15 protein-coding genes are annotated in these 17,133 nt (G+C 49.2%); 12 read left to right on the forward strand and 3 right to left on the reverse strand.

The window, feature by feature from the left end; translation table 11 throughout:
- Positions 1-57: 57 nt before the first annotated feature.
- The gene (gene queG / locus QNM19_RS22240; protein WP_284027223.1) at positions 58-1,206 is read right to left on the reverse strand and encodes a tRNA epoxyqueuosine(34) reductase QueG; all 1,149 of its coding nucleotides are present in this window, start codon (positions 1,204-1,206) and stop codon (positions 58-60) included.
- 3 nt (positions 1,207-1,209) lie between these two features.
- Here queG and QNM19_RS22245 point away from each other — a divergent pair, with 3 nt between their 5' ends.
- The 9 genes from QNM19_RS22245 (at position 1,210) to hflC (ending at position 11,191) form a co-directional block, all read left to right on the forward strand.
- Positions 1,210-2,703, forward strand: a complete 1,494-nt coding sequence (locus QNM19_RS22245) for an NAD(P)H-hydrate dehydratase (protein ID WP_284027224.1) — start codon at positions 1,210-1,212, stop codon at positions 2,701-2,703.
- 8 nt (positions 2,704-2,711) lie between these two features.
- Entirely contained in the window at positions 2,712-3,176 is a 465-nt protein-coding gene (gene tsaE, locus QNM19_RS22250) for a tRNA (adenosine(37)-N6)-threonylcarbamoyltransferase complex ATPase subunit type 1 TsaE (RefSeq protein WP_284027225.1), read from the forward strand.
- On the forward strand, positions 3,169-4,515 hold the full coding sequence (locus tag QNM19_RS22255; RefSeq protein ID WP_284027226.1) for an N-acetylmuramoyl-L-alanine amidase: 1,347 nt from the start codon (positions 3,169-3,171) through the stop codon (positions 4,513-4,515). The genes tsaE and QNM19_RS22255 overlap by 8 nt, the downstream gene beginning before the upstream one ends.
- Positions 4,516-4,518: 3 nt before the next feature.
- The gene (gene mutL / locus QNM19_RS22260; RefSeq protein WP_049866221.1) at positions 4,519-6,411 is read left to right on the forward strand and encodes a DNA mismatch repair endonuclease MutL; all 1,893 of its coding nucleotides are present in this window, start codon (positions 4,519-4,521) and stop codon (positions 6,409-6,411) included.
- 60 nt (positions 6,412-6,471) lie between these two features.
- Positions 6,472-7,389, forward strand: coding sequence for a tRNA (adenosine(37)-N6)-dimethylallyltransferase MiaA (gene miaA / locus QNM19_RS22265; protein WP_082225589.1), 918 nt, complete (start codon positions 6,472-6,474; stop codon positions 7,387-7,389).
- A 78-nt stretch (positions 7,390-7,467) separates the two neighbouring features.
- A complete protein-coding gene (gene hfq, locus QNM19_RS22270) occupies positions 7,468-7,731 on the forward strand; it encodes an RNA chaperone Hfq (RefSeq protein WP_010383977.1) in 264 nt (87 codons plus the stop codon).
- A 31-nt stretch (positions 7,732-7,762) separates the two neighbouring features.
- Positions 7,763-9,052, forward strand: coding sequence for a ribosome rescue GTPase HflX (gene hflX / locus QNM19_RS22275; RefSeq protein WP_049866219.1), 1,290 nt, complete (start codon positions 7,763-7,765; stop codon positions 9,050-9,052).
- A 91-nt stretch (positions 9,053-9,143) separates the two neighbouring features.
- Positions 9,144-10,307, forward strand: a complete 1,164-nt coding sequence (gene hflK / locus QNM19_RS22280) for an FtsH protease activity modulator HflK (protein WP_284027227.1) — start codon at positions 9,144-9,146, stop codon at positions 10,305-10,307.
- 5 nt (positions 10,308-10,312) lie between these two features.
- Positions 10,313-11,191 (forward strand): protease modulator HflC, encoded by an 879-nt coding sequence (hflC, locus tag QNM19_RS22285; protein ID WP_010383983.1) that lies wholly within the window; start codon positions 10,313-10,315, stop codon positions 11,189-11,191.
- A gap of 96 nt (positions 11,192-11,287) precedes the next feature.
- Here hflC and QNM19_RS22290 read toward each other — a convergent pair whose 3' ends face one another.
- A complete protein-coding gene (locus QNM19_RS22290) occupies positions 11,288-11,854 on the reverse strand; it encodes a TetR/AcrR family transcriptional regulator (RefSeq protein WP_049866446.1) in 567 nt (188 codons plus the stop codon).
- A gap of 126 nt (positions 11,855-11,980) precedes the next feature.
- Here QNM19_RS22290 and QNM19_RS22295 point away from each other — a divergent pair, with 126 nt between their 5' ends.
- The 3 genes from QNM19_RS22295 (at position 11,981) to QNM19_RS22305 (ending at position 14,734) form a co-directional block, all read left to right on the forward strand.
- Positions 11,981-12,400, forward strand: coding sequence for a tautomerase family protein (locus tag QNM19_RS22295; protein ID WP_049866445.1), 420 nt, complete (start codon positions 11,981-11,983; stop codon positions 12,398-12,400).
- Between the two features lie 252 nt (positions 12,401-12,652).
- The gene (locus QNM19_RS22300) at positions 12,653-13,969 is read left to right on the forward strand and encodes an adenylosuccinate synthase (protein ID WP_010383986.1); all 1,317 of its coding nucleotides are present in this window, start codon (positions 12,653-12,655) and stop codon (positions 13,967-13,969) included.
- A 150-nt stretch (positions 13,970-14,119) separates the two neighbouring features.
- Positions 14,120-14,734, forward strand: coding sequence for a tetratricopeptide repeat protein (locus QNM19_RS22305; protein WP_284027243.1), 615 nt, complete (start codon positions 14,120-14,122; stop codon positions 14,732-14,734).
- Between the two features lie 6 nt (positions 14,735-14,740).
- Here the strand turns inward: QNM19_RS22305 and QNM19_RS22310 are convergent, their stop codons facing one another.
- Positions 14,741-16,597, reverse strand: a complete 1,857-nt coding sequence (locus QNM19_RS22310; protein WP_284027228.1) for a cation:proton antiporter — start codon at positions 16,595-16,597, stop codon at positions 14,741-14,743.
- Between the last annotated feature and the right edge of the window lie 536 nt (positions 16,598-17,133).

Raw genomic sequence — 17,133 nt, forward strand, 5'->3', positions numbered from 1 at the left:
CTTTGAGGTGTAAACGCGGTTAAGATCTCAGCAGGGAGCCAATGCTGACTCACTTGGTTAAGCGTCCCGAGGCAGGCCTTTTTCTATGATCCGGATCAGCCGGGCGTTTTTGCGCTGTTGCTCGGTGTGTTTGGTACGCTGTTGCGCCAGGGCCCAGATAATATGTTCTTTGACCAGGTCGGAGGCGGACTTCAGGCGTGCTTCAAGCACCTGAATGATTTGTTCGTCAGGCTCTGCATTACCTAATCCTACGGCTAAGTTTCGTAGCCAGCGTTCATGGCCAATGCGACGAATGGGGCTACCTTCGGTGTTTTTCAGAAAGGTTGCTTCGTCCCACTGGAACAGGGTCAGCAGCTCCTGATCTTTGAGTTGCTGACGAGGATGAAAATCCTGCTCATCGGTGATCTGGCCGTAGCGGTTCCACGGGCATACCAGCTGACAGTCGTCACAGCCGTATACCCGGTTGCCCAACAGTGGACGGTATTGTTCGGGGATCGGACCCTGTAATTCTATTGTCAGGTAAGAAATGCATTTGCGGGCATCCACCACATAGGGTTCCACAATGGCTCCGGTCGGGCAAAGTGTGATACAGGCGTTGCACTTGCCACAGCCTTCTTCCTGAGGGGAGTTATCAACTGGCAGGGGCAAGTCAACAAACAGCTCACCAAGAAAAAACCACGAACCGGCCTGTTTGTGGATCAGCAAGCTGTTTTTGCCACGCCAGCCGAGTCCGGCTTTTTCGGCCAGTTGCCGTTCCAAAACCGGTGCTGAATCAACAAAAGGACGGAAGCCAAACTGGCCGACGTCCTGTTCAATGCGCTGGCCGAGTTTCTTTAATCGGTTGCGGATAACTTTGTGATAGTCCCGGCCCAGTGCATAACGGCTGATATAGGCGGTTTGCTTATTGTTGAGTGCGCGGGCGAAACTGGCATCGGGTGGCAGGTAGTTCATTTTTACCGAGATCACCCTTTGTGTGCCAGGCACTAGCTCAGCAGGGCGGGCACGTTTCATACCATGTGCTGCCATGTATTCCATCTCACCATGATAGCCATTATCAAGCCAACGCTGTAGCTGTGCTTCATGCTCGCTGAGGTCTATGTCGGTAATGCCGACTTCGGCAAAGCCAAGTTCTTTGCCCCAAAGCTTAATTTTTTGCGCAAGTTCAGTATAGTTAATATCAACAGAAGAATGAGTAGTGGTTGTCACGGAATGTCTATATCACAAGCAAAATACCTGACTAATTTACCACAAGTTGCCTATACGGCCCAAGCGGTACAAACGAATGAAGCCGAAGCCGCGCGTCTTGCGGGAACTACGTTAAGCGCCTTGATGCAGCGCGCCGGGGCTGCCTTATTTGATTACGTCAGTAGCCTGGCACCGTGTGGTCCAATCTTAATTCTCACGGGCAAGGGCAATAACGGGGGCGATGGTTATGTTCTGGCGCGTTTGTGTCATCAGGCAGGCATGGAGGTTGCTGTGCTGGCCTTGTTCGATCCGCAGCAACTTCAGGGTGATGCGTACGAGGCGTACCAGGCTTATCTGAGCGGTGGCGGTGTCGTACTGGATAGTGTGCAGCCAGACAATGCGCCGGGTTTAATAGTCGATGCGGTGTTTGGCAGTGGCTTTCGTGGTCAGTTGCCTGAAAACGTTGCTACGGTATTTCGACACTTTGCATCGTGCCCGGCACACCGGCTTGCTGTGGACATCCCAAGCGGTGTCAATGGCTCAACCAGCGAAGTGGCCTGTGATGCCTTTGTTGCGGATGTCACCATGACCTTCATTGCGCTGAAACAAGGGGTGCTGAGTGGCTCAGCCAAACGTCATACCGGCAGTGTGTATCTGGCACAGTTAGGGGTCGGGCGAGAGTTTGCTCAGCTGGTGTCTCCCTCAAGTCATTATTTTAGCAAAGAAACGCTACTGGCAAAGCGCCCAGTGCGGCCCATGGATAGTTATAAAAACCGCTGTGGCCATGTTCTGTTAATTGGTGGCGGTCCGGGGATGGCTGGTGCGATACGTTTGGCAGCCGAAGCCTGTTTACGCGCCGGGGCTGGGCTGGTGAGTGTGGCGACGCACCCGGACAATCAGGCCATGGTTCTGCAAGGCCGTTATGAACTTATGGTGCATGGTGTTGCAAACGCCCAGGCGCTGACGCCTTTACTGGACAAGGCCGATACATTGGTGATTGGCCCTGGGTTAGGTCAGTCAGAATGGGCGCACGCATTATTCGACGCCGTGCGCTCAAGTGAGCAACACGTTGTTGTCGACGCCGATGGGCTGAATTTACTGGCGGGTCAGCCAATGCAGTGGCAAAATGCGGTTTTGACCCCACATTGGGGAGAAGCGAGGCGACTGAGCACCGCTATTAAGGCGGACGCTGAAACATCAAGTCGCTTCGCCATGAGCAATATGCTTGCTCAGCATTATCAGGCCTGCGTGGTACTCAAAGGGCCGGGGACTTTGGTTCAGCAGGAAAAGCGAATAAATATCAATCGCTCGGGGTGTGCAGCCATGGCCAGTGCTGGGATGGGCGATGTATTATCTGGTATAATTGCGGCTTTGTTAGCGCAGGGCCTGAGTAAATTTGATGCGGCTATGTTAGCGGTGTATATTCATGGTCTTGCGGCTGAAAAAGCGGCACATGACGGCGCGAATGGGTTGCTGGCAAGTGATTTATTTGTCCATATTAGAGGTATTATCGGATGAGTGTCGATATGACATTAGAAATTGATCTGGCTGATGAAGCTGCAACCATTGCCCTGGGAAGCCAGCTGGCCAAGTTGATTGATTCAGGTGCGGTATTCTATTTGCATGGTGATTTGGGCGCCGGCAAAACAACGCTGACGCGCGGCATTGTGCAGGGGTTGGGTCATCAGGGGAATGTGAAAAGCCCGACCTATACCTTAGTTGAACCGTATGAGTTGGGTGAGGTTAGTATCTATCACTTTGACTTGTATCGCCTGGGTGACCCTGAAGAGCTCGAGTTTATGGGGATCCGGGATTACTTTGCACCACACGCTGTGTGCATTGTCGAGTGGCCAGAAAAAGGCGCAGGCGTGATCCCAACGGCGGATATGGATATTGATTTGGCCTATCACGGTGCAGGACGCCGCGCAGTATTAAGGCCACACACAGAACGAGGAAAGCAGCTTACTGAAGCTATAAGTCGATATGCGTAGTGCGATAATAAGAATTAGCTTTACCCTGTTTGCGCTGAGCGTGCTATTACTTGCCAGCGCTGCACAGGCAAAAAACAAAATCAACGGTGTGCGTGTCTGGCCTTCACCCGAAAGCACGCGCGTGGTGTTTGATTTGTCCAAAAAGCCTGAATACAGCTACTTTATGCTGAAAAACCCGCTGCGGCTGGTGATCGATCTGGAAAATACCAGCAAACTCAAGCAGCTACCGACCTTACCTAAAGAACATAAAATTGTACATAAACTCCGCTACAGTCAGGCAAAGAGCCGCAACAGCACCCGGGTGGTGATGGAGTTAAGCCGCACAGCCAAACCCGTTATTTTTGCGCTGGCGCCGACCGGACCATATAAAGACCGTCTGGTTGTGGACCTGTATGGCCAGCAAAAGAGCCTCTACGCGAGTAAATCTGCGCAAAGTAAAAAGCGTGAGCTGGCCAAAGACAGAGATATCATCATTGCCATTGATGCCGGACATGGTGGAGAGGACCCGGGTTCCATCGGGCCTGCCGGCACCTATGAAAAGAATGTCACATTGCCAATCGCCAAACGGCTTGCCCGCCTGATAGATAAGGAGCCGGGCATGCAGGCACGCTTGACCCGCACGGGCGATTACTACATTAAACTGAACACACGTACTGCACGGGCCAGAGAGCGCCAGGCTGACTTTTTTGTGTCTATTCACGCCGATGCGTTTTCGCGTCCAGAGCCGAGAGGTGCGTCGGTATGGATCCTGTCGTTACGCCGGGCCAATTCTGAAGTGGGTAAATGGCTGGAAGACAAAGAAAAGCACTCTCAGTTGTTAGGGGGAGCTGCGGATGTGATTAAAGACACTGCTAACGAAAAGTACCTGGCGAAAGCACTGCTAGATATGTCGATGGATCACTCGATGAAAACCGGTTTTAAAGTGGCTGAGCAGGTCGTTGGCGAGCTAAAAAAAGTCACTAAGTTACATAAAAAACGCCCTCAGGCGGCAAACTTTGGGGTGCTGAAGTCACCGGATATCCCCTCAATTTTGGTCGAAACCGGGTTTATTTCTAATCCTCAGGAAGAGAAGCAGCTCAAAACCAGCTATCACCAGCAACGCCTCGCAAATGCGATATTTAAATCGATTAAGCGTTATTATCAGCAAAATCCGCCGGACAACACCTTGTTTGCGAGTCTGAAAAATAATAAACCGCTGCGTCATAAGGTACAGCGGGGAGAATCTCTGAGTGTGCTGGCTGCGCGTTATGGCACAACGGTGTCGGCGCTTAAAAAGGCAAATCGCTTGACCAAGAACACCTTGTATATTGGTCAGGTATTGACCATTCCAAAGGCGTAAACCGTGAGCATTGAAATTTTACCAGCCAGGCTGGCCAACCAGATAGCCGCGGGGGAGGTGGTTGAACGTCCCGCGTCAGTGGTCAAAGAGCTGGTTGAAAACAGCATTGATGCCGGTGCGACACGCATTCAGATCGACATAGAGCGTGGCGGTCACAAACTGATCCGGATCCGGGATAACGGCGCTGGGATAGTCAAAGATGAACTGACCTTGGCATTGTCCCGTCATGCAACCAGTAAGCTGAAAACCCTGGACGACCTGGAGTGTATTGCGTCACTGGGGTTTCGTGGTGAAGCACTGGCGTCAATCAGCTCGGTATCGCGGCTGACATTGAGCTCCAAACCGGCAGAGCAGGAAACGGCCTGGCAGGCATTTGCCGAGGGCCGTGACATGACGGTTCAGATCCAGCCAACAGCCCACCCCAATGGCACCACCATTGAAGTAAAGGATCTGTTCTTCAACACGCCGGCAAGGCGTAAATTTTTACGCACAGAAAAAACCGAATTCAGTCACATTGACGAGCTGATCAAACGCATTGCACTGAGTCGCTTTGACCTGGCTCTGACCCTCACTCACAACCAGAAAGTGATCAGACAGTTTCGTGCCCGACCTGATCCATACAGCGTTGAGCGCGTTGCGCAGGTTGCTGGTAAAATCTTTGCGCAACAAGCGAGTTTTGTTGAGTCTGGTCATGATGGTTTGAAGTTGTATGGCTGGGTACTGCCAGTGGGTAGCAGCAATCAGACTCAGTACACCTATGTGAATGGCCGCATGATGCGCGATAAGCTCATTTTACATGCTATTCGACAAGCGTTTGAAGAGACTGCAGGGGCTGTTGATACACCTGGGTTCGTGATTTATCTTGAATTGGATCCCACTCAGGTTGATGTCAATGTACATCCGGCTAAGCACGAAGTGCGTTTTCATCAGGCCCGGCTTATCCATGACTTCATCGTACAGGCCGTCAAACAGGTGGCACTCAGCGACTCCCCGGAGTTACCTTTATCGGCGGCTGAACCTCCGCTGGCGAGCAGCGTTATGAGTGATGTACAAGAACCCCATAGCCCGCCAGTATCTGAACAGTTTACTTCACAGGATGCGCGTCAACACCAGGCATATCGTTCACCATTACAGAGTGACTATGGGTCGGTGCAAGACGGTGCGCGGACTTCCGTTCCAGGATCTGGTTCCGCTGCGTTTACGCCCAACCCAGGTTATCGAAGTGGTGCGAAAAGCAGCAACAGTTCAGGCGCTGCTAAGTCCCGGCAAGTTAATGTGAACGAGCTTTACCAGGGGATGGCCACGGTTGCTGATATGCCGCAGCTGGCACCGGCAACAGACGAGCAGATAAAACCACAGCGCACGGAAGTAACTCGCTTTCTGGTATTAGCTGAAGGGGCGGTGCTTTTCACTCAAGAGGGGGAGCTCCGGTTAGGACACTGCCGAGATGGTCTGGTTGAGACCTGGCAAGCACAAATTGAGCAAGATGGTACTTTGCAGGGCAAAGCCTTGTTGTTGCCAGTGCGCGTGAATCTTAGTGCGGAGGAAATTGCGCGCGTCATGGCGCAGGAATCCTGGCTGACATTATTGGGGTTTGCCATTCAGGCGCATGAGCGTTATGTGATGATTAAAAAGCTCCCGCTGAGCTTATACAGCCTTGACGTACCGCAGTGCCTTGATCAGGTGCTGAGTGCTTGCACAATGCAGGAGCAAACGCTGAATGCCTGGTTAAACTGGTTACAAGTAACCACCCCCGCAGGATATTTTTATTCGCAACACTTTGCGGCCGTGGCAGAAAAAATCATAAAAAATGCCAGAAGCTGTGCTCAAATTGAGGCAAAAGCGGTTACAATAGATCAAAGCAAGTTATCAAGCTTGTCCCAACAAGAACAATGAGTTCTTGTCCTGGCTGCAACCCCTGATTGGTTGCAGCACCAACAGCAGTAGAGAAACAGCGTGCAAGCAAAACCCGTTATTACCTTGATGGGGCCAACCGCCGCCGGTAAAACCGCGTTGGCCATTGAGCTCTGTCAGCATTTAAACAGTGAGATTATCAGTGTGGACTCTGCACTGGTTTATAAAGGTATGGACATAGGCACTGCCAAGCCAGATGCTGCTGAACAGGCAATGGCACCGCATCATCTCATCGATATGCTGGATCCGGCTGAGAGTTATTCTGTGGCGGATTTTCGACGTGATGCCATTGCCTGTATCGATCGTCTTCACCAGCAAGGCAAAGTGCCTGTGTTGGTTGGCGGTACCATGATGTATTTTAAAGGGTTGATTGAAGGGCTATCCCCCTTACCGGAAGCATGTCCTAAAGTGCGCGAAACACTGGAGCAAGAGGCAAATGCACAGGGCTGGCCCGCTTTACATGCACAGCTTACAGCGATCGATCCGCAAGCAGCGAGCAAAATCAGTGAAAATGATTCACAGCGGATTAATAGAGCGCTGGAAGTCTATCGCCTAACGGGCAAAACGATGACGGAATTGCAAAAAGCCAAACAAGCGCCTTTGCCATATCAGTTTCATCAGTTTGCAATTGCCCCGAAGGATCGTAAGATACTGCACGAAAGGATAGAAAAAAGATTTAAAATAATGCTGGATCAGGGCTTTAAAAACGAAGTTTTGGCCTTATATCAGCGAGATGATTTGCATCCAGATTTGCCTTCCATTCGTTGTGTGGGGTATCGGCAGATGTGGGAGCATTTGGCTGGTGAGTGCGATCATGAAGAAATGCTCTTCAAAGGGATTGCTGCAACCAGGCAGTTAGCGAAGCGCCAATTAACCTGGTTACGTAGTTGGCCAGATGTCACCTGGCTTGAAACCGACGGGCAAGAAAACTTGCAACGTGTATTAAGTTCGCTAAGCTAATAGAGGTTGAGGGAATCTTTTTATTCAGATTACTTCAACTATCTCAACATAATAACACCTAGAACGAAGGATAAGAACATGGCAAAAGGCCAATCGTTACAAGACCCATTTTTGAATGTCTTACGTCGTGAGCGCATTCCCGTTTCCATCTTTTTAGTTAACGGTATCAAATTACAAGGCAAGATCCAGTCCTTTGATCAGTTCGTCATCTTGCTTGAAAACACTGTAAATCAAATGGTTTACAAACATGCCATTTCCACTGTGGTGCCTGCTCGTGCTGTAAATTTCCAGAACACTCAAGGTAGTGACAGTGCAGATCATGGCGAAGATGGTAACTTTTAATCGTTTTTAGTCGATAGTAGGAGCGTAATGCTTGTTTGACCGTTATGAAGCCGGCGAACAGGCAGTCTTAGTACATATAGAGTTTCCGAATGAAGGAGATCGAGAAGATCTTCGCGAGCTGGAAATGCTAGTGTCTTCTGCTGGTGTTAGTTGTTTGACGGTTGTGCAAGGCAGCCGTCAGGCGCCTCACCCGAAATTATTTGTCGGGACGGGGAAAGCAGAAGAAATCGCTGAGATTGTCAGAACTCACAATGCAGATGTCATCATCTTTAATCATCAACTCAGTCCCTCTCAAGAGCGCAACTTAGAGCGTGTCTGCCGTTGTCGTGTATTAGATAGAACGACCTTAATTTTAGATATTTTTGCTCAACGTGCACGTACCCACGAAGGTAAATTGCAGGTTGAATTGGCGCAGCTACGGCATATTTCAACTCGCCTGATCCGCGGCTGGACTCACCTTGAAAGACAAAAAGGCGGGATAGGCTTGCGTGGACCGGGTGAAACCCAGCTGGAAACCGACCGACGGTTACTCAGAGAGCGGATTAAAAGTATCCGTAAAAGACTTGAAAAGGTAGCGACGGTGCGCGAGCAAGGGCGTCGTGCCCGTAGCCGTAATGAAATTCCGACGGTGTCGCTGGTTGGCTATACCAATGCAGGAAAGTCGACCTTATTTAACCATGTGACACACGCAGATGTGTATGCAGCTGATCAACTTTTTGCGACTTTGGATCCGACCCTGCGCAAGCTGGAGATAGCGGATGTTGGACCGGTTATTTTTGCTGATACCGTCGGGTTTATACGCCATTTGCCTCACGATTTGGTTGCGGCATTTAAAGCTACCCTGACAGAAACGCGAGAAGCAGATTTGCAGCTACATGTTGTGGATGTGGCAGATCAGAGAAGAAAAGAAAATATAGAAGAGGTACAATCGGTCCTCAAAGAAATTGAGGCAGACGAGATCCCTCAGTTACTGGTTTACAACAAAATTGATCTGGTTGACGAGATCAACCCTAAAATAGACAGAGACGAGCAAGGCGTTCCGGTGCGCGTTTGGTTATCGGCCCACACTGGTGAAGGCAGTGAGTTGCTTGAACAGGCAATTTCAGAGCTGCTGGCGAAGAAGATTTTTGCTCATCAGCTTATTGTACCGCCGGCATTTGGCAAGTTACGTGGTGCTTTGTTCAACCTCAATGCGGTCAATGGTGAGTCTTATGATGAGTCCGGAAATTGGCTGTTGGATATCAGACTGCCGCAGGCTGACTGGGAAAGATTAAAGAAAGAGCAGGGGCAAGAAATAGAGCAATTTGTGGTTGGGGATTGAAAAAGCCACATATCGCACGCATTTCTCTATTAGATCTCTGTGTTTTTTGTTAGATTTAGATTAATTCATTTTATAACAATGGAGTATAGCTATGGCCTGGAACGAACCGGGTAATAATGGCAATGATAACGACCCGTGGAAGAACCGCGGCGGTCGTGATCAGGGGCCACCTGACTTAGACGAGGTATTCCGCAAATTCAACAACAAGTTTGGCGGTATGTTTGGCGGTAAGCCAGGCAAAGGCGGTGGTATCGGCGGGGCCGGTACGGTATTTGTGCTGCTGATTGCGTTTGTTGTTTGGGCACTGAGCGGTATTTACACAGTGAAAGAAGCCGAACGTGGCATCGTGCTGCAATTCGGTGAATTTAACCGTATCGCCGAGCCGGGCCTGCGCTGGAAAATGACTTTCATTGAGCGTGTTATTCCCATTGATATTGAAGCGGTTCGCTCACTGTCGGCATCCGGTTTTATGCTGACCGAAGACGAAAACGTGGTAAGTGTTGAGTTTGAAGTACAGTATCGAGTGGTTGATCCGACTTTGTATCGCTTCAGCGTAACCGATGCCGATCACAGCTTGCAGCAAGCGCTTGATAGTGCATTGCGCTATGTTGTGGGTCACTCTCGCATGGACCAGGTCTTAACCACAGGTCGTGAGTTAGTGCGTCAGCGTACCTGGGATGAGCTAACCAAAATCATCGAACCTTATAACCTGGGTATCATCGTCACTGATGTGAACTTTAAAGACTCGCGTCCGCCTGCTGAAGTTAAAGATGCATTCGATGACGCCATTGCAGCACAGGAAGATGAAGAACGTTTCATTCGTGAAGCAGAAGCCTATGCAAGAGAAATTGAGCCTCGTGCCCGTGGTCAGGTAACGCGTATGACTCAGGAGGCCGAAGGTTACAAAGAGCGTATCACGCTGGAAGCACAGGGTGAGGTTGAGCGCTTTGAAAAGCTATTGCCAGAATATCAGTCTGCTAAGCAGGTTACGCGTGAGCGTCTATACATCGAAACCATGGAACAAGTGTTGGGTAACAGCTCTAAAGTACTGGTTGATGTAAAAGGCGGTAATAACATGATGTATCTGCCGCTAGATAAGATTATGCAACAAGGCAAGTCGGGCTCTCAGGTAACCCTCCCGAGCCAGAATGACATCAATCAGCTACGTCAGTCACTTGGTCAGTCACGTAACAGCACAGTGAACAGCAGTGATGATCGTTTTTCACGTGACCGTTTTAACAATGGTGGGAGGTAACTGATATGAAAAACATGACTGTCGTAGGATTGATTATTGCCGCATTTTTGGCTTTCTCATCGGTGTTTGTTGTCACAGAAGGGCAGCGCGCCATTGTATTACTGTTCAGTAAAGTACAAAAAGACAGCCAGGATAACGCTGTGGTTTATGAGCCGGGTCTGCACTTGAAGGTGCCATTCTTCAGTCAGGTACGTCGTATTGATGCACGTATTCAGACGCTCGATGGTGCACCAGACCGTTTCGTGACCAGCGAGAAAAAAGACCTGATCGTTGATTCATTCGTAAAGTGGCGTGTAAATGATTTCTCCGCTTACTATCTGCGTGCCAGGGGTGATAAACAGTACGCTGAAACCCTGTTGAAGCAGAAAGTGAACAATGGTCTGAGAACCAACTTCGGTTCGCGTACCATTAAGGAAATCGTTTCGGGTGAGCGTAGTGAGCTGATGGAAGAAGCGCTGGTACAGGCATCTGAAAGTGCTCAGGAACTGGGTATTGAAGTTCTGGATGTGCGCGTGAAGCAAATTAACCTGCCGAACGAAGTTAGTAACTCTATCTTCCAGCGGATGCGTGCTGAGCGTACGGCTGTGGCCAAAGAGCACCGCTCAGAAGGTCAGGAAAAGGCTGAAATCATTCGTGCTGAAGTTGACCGCCGGGTAACGGTTATGCTGGCAGATGCGGAACGTAATGCACGTGCCGTACGTGGTCAGGGTGATGCGCAGGCTGCGAAAATTTATGCTGACGCCTACAACAAAGATCCGGAGTTCTTCGGTTTTGTTCGCTCGCTGGAAGCATATAAAAATACCTTCACCAGCAAAGGCGATGTCATGGTGTTGTCACCAGACAGCGAGTTCTTTGATTACATGAAGAACAAAAAAGGTGAATAGCGAGCGTTAGGTGTTTTAGAAGCCTATAATCAATAAAAAAGCCGATCCTGTTACACGGATTGGCTTTTTTTGTGCACTGAATCAGCGTATGGGTTGTTAACCTGCAACCAGTAGGTCAGCTTGTTGTCTGGCTGATTGCAGAATTTCCTGTTGCAGACGCTGTGAGTCCACACTGCGAGCAATCATAATGCTGCCTGCCAGCAAAGAGATCAACGCCAGTGCACCTGCTTTGCCTCGCTCTGGTGTCGATTGACTGATTTGTGTCGCTATTTGTTCGAGCAAGGCTGAATAGACAGCCTTAGTCTGGTCATTCGCTCGCATCACGTCACATGACAGAGCGGGTACCACACAACTGTTAGCAACGTCACTTAAATGTTCCTGACTAAGATAAAAATCCAGAAAGTGCTTTGGCCAGTCGTCTTGGTAGAGGTTTTTAAACTGTGCAACCGAGTCTTTGTAGTCACACATGCCTTTTTCGACTACCTCATGAAACGCCTGGCTTTTTGAGGGGAAGTGACCATAGAAGGCGCCAGATGTCATGCCTGCACGTTTGGCTAGCGCATTGATCCCTAAACCCTGATATCCCTCTTCACGAAATCCTTGCCCGGATGACTCAAGAATATGCGCACGAATTTTATCCATATGCTCTTTTGAGGCTCTCATAGTTTTCCAGTTATAGAAATAAATAATGATCATTATATTTAACTTGAAATAAATATCGATCGCTATTTATAATTCAATGGATAGCGATCGCTATCTATTTTTCAATCAGATTAAAAGGAAAAGATCATGCCGATTCAAGTTATTATGTCTGAAGGCCTCGTGTCTAAGCGCTCCGCACAGGTGCTGCATCAACAGTTAGGTCAGATTTTTTTAGACAACCATGAAATCAGTGATAACCGATTTATGCTGCCTAATATTGTGGGGGAAGTCGTTTTTGTTGACCGTGAGCTGACGTTTTCAGGCTTAGCCGTTTCTCCACTGGTGATTGTAGAGCTCAGAGTGCCTGCTTTTACCTTTGCCACAGAGGTTCAGAAAAAGCGCTTTATAAGTGAAGCGACAGAGCTGGTTTTGAGCCATACACACGGTAAACTTAGTAAGGAGTCAATCTGGGTGAATGCGGTATACACGGTAGATGGCATGTGGGGCATTGCAGGTCAAGCTTATACCAATGCTCAGCTTCAGCAGGCCATTGTTAATGCTGAGTAAAAACTGACACAATCGTGTCTCGCTTTATTAGGAAGGCCGCTGACACGGCCTTTTCTTATTGGGTTGCCGTATGAACCCTTTAAGGCGTACAGTCCACCCGGTATAGTCGCTGCTTAATCACAAGTTGCATTAATATAATCCCCTTAAATTCATCAGGATCCCGGCGAGTGCGGAAAAAATAGCCGTGATGGGGTGTTTTGAACGTGCTTTTCTGATAAAATCTGCGCCTAATTTTTTCTAAGTGATTTTGCAATGGGTAAAAACGTCGTTGTATTGGGCACCCAGTGGGGTGACGAAGGTAAAGGTAAGGTTGTAGACCTGCTGACAGATAAGGCTTCTTTGGTTGTTCGCTATCAGGGCGGACATAATGCGGGCCACACACTGGTGATCAACGGTGAGAAAACCGTTCTGCACCTTATCCCGTCAGGCATTCTGCGTGATAACGTAAAATGTATTATCGGTAACGGTGTGGTATTGGCACCAGACGCGCTAATGAAAGAAGTACGTATGCTGGAAGAGCGTGGCGTACCAGTTCGTGAACGTTTGTTGATCAGTGAAGCTTGTCCGTTGATCTTGCCTTACCATGTTGCTTTGGATCAGGCGCGTGAATTGGCACGTGGTAACAAAGCAATCGGTACAACTGGACGTGGTATCGGCCCTGCTTATGAAGATAAAGTAGCGCGTCGTGGCCTGCGTGTTGGCGATTTGTTCAACCCTGAACAGTTTGCTGCTAAGCTCAAAGAAGTGCTTGAGTACCATAACTTCAGCCTGGTTAACTACTACAAAGTCGATCCTGTTGACTTCCAGAAGACTTACGATGAAGCAATGGAAATTGCTCAGATCCTGAAATCGATGGTTGTTGACGTAACTGAGCTGTTGGACCAAACGCGTCTGAAGGGCGATAACATCCTGTTTGAAGGCGCTCAGGGCACCCTGCTTGATATCGACCATGGTACATACCCTTATGTAACTTCGTCTAATACCACTGCCGGTGGTGTTGCGACTGGTGCTGGTTTTGGTCCTCTACACCTTGACTATGTACTGGGTATCGTAAAAGCCTACACCACGCGTGTTGGTTCAGGCCCGTTCCCGACAGAGCTTTATGACGGTCAGGACAAGCAAGATCCAGTTGGTAAACACCTTGGTGAGAAAGGGCACGAGTTTGGTGCTACTACAGGTCGTCTGCGTCGCACGGGCTGGTTCGATGCCGTTGCAATGCGTCGTGCAATCCAGATCAACAGCATTTCAGGCTTCTGTCTGACTAAGCTGGATGTACTGGATGGTCTTGAAACTATCAAGATCTGTACTGGTTACCAGCTGGAAGATGGCACGGTTACGAACGTGACGCCATTGGCGGCTGAAGGCTACGAGAAAGTCACGCCAGTATACGAAGAGATGCCAGGCTGGTCAGAAAACACCTTTGGTGCAACGACGGTTGAAGCGCTGCCAGAAGCCGCTGTTAACTACATCAAGCGCCTTGAAGAACTGACTGGTGTACCAATCGACATCATTTCAACCGGTCCGGACCGCGTTGAAACTATGATTGTTCGCAACCCATTCGGCGAATAAGCATTAAAAACAAAAAAAGCTGCTACGGCAGCTTTTTTTATGTCTGCAATACCACATCATATCTTCCAAAGCCTGCGCTGTGGCACATTTATTGTATAATTAAGTTTAGTGTGTCATTGGTACGTATCGAATATGAACAAGCATTTAAGCATGATATCTGCGCTAATTGTAAGCACTTGCTTACTTGTTAGTCCTTGCTCTCAAAGTGAAGAGGCGATAGAGGCGGTCCCCTTATACAGCCAGGCTGAATTATTGGAATTGATCGGTCGTAATGCGCATTTGAAGCGCGTTAAAGACGATGAATGCCAGCTGGTTCAGGATATTGAAGCCCGCGCCGAAATAATGGCGCTGCCCTCCTACCAGTTTCTGTATGGCGATATGCTGGCCTACGCAGTCTGTGTAGAGCGCAATGTGGAACTGGGCTTATATTATATGCGCAAAGCTGCTGAGCAAGGTTTAGCACCGGCGCTGGAACAACTTGGTCGCTATTATGATCTGGGTAAACTGGTGCAGATGGATAAGCGTATGGCGATCACTTATTTGCGTGAGGCTTCCGTGCTGGGTAATTTGAAAGCCCAGTTACGTCTGGTCGACTTGTTTAATAAAGGCTATGGCAGTCCAAGGGATTACGAGGATGCCTATCGCTGGCTATTCCATGCGGCCGTTGCCGATAAAAAGTTGCATAAGCGCATCGAAACCGCCCTGGCATTGCTGGCACAGAAAATGCCGGACAGCGTCGTAAAGCGTGCCCGGCTACCTATGTAAACTGGATTAGTCGCCGAGTTTTTCCCCTATAGGCGCTTCTTTTTGCGCCGGATCTTTGAGTACCGACAGCTTAGGCGGTTGCAGTGCCAGTACGCGCTCCCCGCTGCCTGGCGCATTTTTCATATCCGGTGTAAATGGGCGCACGGGCAAACCATCATCGTTTTTGCCGGCTTCTCCAATGATAAACAGAGGAATGGCTTCTTTGTTGACTTCCTGATATTGCGACCAGGTGAACTCTTCTGACAATCTGGTTGCGCTGACTTTGCCACCCTTGGCCATCATGCTGCTTAATTTGGCGTAGTTACCTTCATCGCCGAACAACAACTGACGAGATAAGAAAGTGGCACTGTCTTTGTTTGCTTTGGCATGGTTGGTTGAGGACTTGAGAGAAAATACATTCTGTTCGCCCAGCAGGTGCGAAAAATATTGCACGCCAAGCGCATTATGATGGCGGTTGGGAGACAGCGCCATGACTGATTTCAGGCTGGTCAGGGGCAGGTAACGCTCCGCGTGCTCGGATTGCGGGTTACCATAGTAACAGGGCAGTCCGTCCATCCGCGCCATTTTACAGTTTTCCCACGCCGGATCTGACAGGTAAACATCGACATTTTGCTCTGTGAGTCCTTTGGCGATGGCGCGTGATACGTGATTCGCACCTATGAGTAATAAGGTGTTGGGCGCAGGCTGGCGAACTTTGAGCAGGCGTGCCAGGGGGGTCGCTGTCAGACTTTGTAAGATCACCGTGACAATGATCACCATAAAGATCAATGGCACCATTTTGTTGGCGTCGGGATAACCTGATTGCATCATACTCAATGCGAATACGGAGCCGACCGCCGCAGCAACAATGCCGCGTGGCGCGATCCAGGCAAGTATCAGTCGGGAACGCAGTGGCAGATCACTACCAAAGGTTGATACAGCAATACTCAGGGGGCGGGCGACAAACAGCACAATAGCCAGAAAGATGAACACGTCGCTATCAAGCAGCATGAGGTCTTCCAGCTGTAGCCGTGCAGCGAGCAGAATGAACAGACTCGAGATCAGGATCATGGATAAATCTTCTTTGAATTCAAGCACTGAATCGATCTCCAGATCGTCCTGATTGGCAAGCCAGATGCCAAAAATGGTCACGGCCAGCAGGCCGGATTCGTGACTCAGGTGGTTCGCCAGAGTAAAGCTGAACAGCACTAATGCCAGAATACCAAACTTATGCAGCTCATAGGGGAGCCATTCGCGCCGAATGATAGTTGTCGTGAGCCAGCCTGCAACAATGCCCACCGAGGTCCCCACGCCCAATGTTGAAAACAAGGCCAGCATGGTATGACTAAATACGGCGGCCTCACCGACCTGGTTGACGGCTTCAAACACCAAGACGGCAAAGAGTGCACCTATGGGGTCAATGACAATCCCTTCCCAGCGCAGGATCCGATCAATGTCTTTTTGTGGCCGCATGGCATTGAGCATGGGGGCTATCACTGTGGGTCCAGTAACGACCAATACAGCGCCTAGTACTGCTGCCACTCGCCAGTCCAGTTCTAACAGCCAGATAGCGCTGGCGGTGAGAATGGTAAATGTGGTGAGCATACCTATAGAACATAAATTTCTGACGACTTTGCCAATCCCTTTAAGCTCGTGAAAGTGTAACGTCAATGCCCCTTCAAATAAGATAATGGCAACAGACAGGGAGACGACAGGAAACAGTAGATCGCCCAGCAGTTGGTCCGGTTGAAGCTGACCAGATATAGGACCAAGCAACAGACCCGTAAGCAGTAAAAACAAAATAGCCGGTACCCGGCAAACCCAGGCAAGCCATTGGGCTAAAACAGAAAATAATGCAATCCCGGCAATATAAATAGCTGACATAGCTGCTCCCACAAGTTGGGGTAAATGTAATTATAGTGTTTGCTTGGTTATAGCACAGTCAAACAACAAATAAAGTGTTAGTTCTGCTCGAAATAGCAACAAGCATGACTTTTTTACAGTGTCTCCGTCCAGTAAGTAACGCTGATTTTTGGTCATAATATGGTGATATCTATAGACTATCAATTACACTTATGGCGACCATAAAGCACCTATATCTGCAAGGGTTGCAATGCCTCAGTTATCTGCGTTAAGGTAATAAGCGTTTATTCGAGCGGGCTATGCGCCCATCATCAATCTACTCATGTGCGCAATTATTCATTGCGATCAGGCCTTTTTTGCCACACCAAACCATGGTGAGCCTGCAAAAAACGGCTCGACCAGCAGAGCAAGGCTCTTTGGTCACAATCAATCTTTCTTAGTTTTCGCAGCCACAGGTGCTTGCCCGTACTGAATTATTTAGTGCATGCTTGTCAGGGGTCTGTTTGTATGTCGTTTCGAAATGCGTGCTGTATTCGTGTGAGCGGGTATTTCGAAGC

It is taken from the genome of Pseudoalteromonas ardens (genome assembly GCF_030125445.1).
GTDB lineage: Bacteria > Pseudomonadota > Gammaproteobacteria > Enterobacterales > Alteromonadaceae > Pseudoalteromonas > Pseudoalteromonas ardens.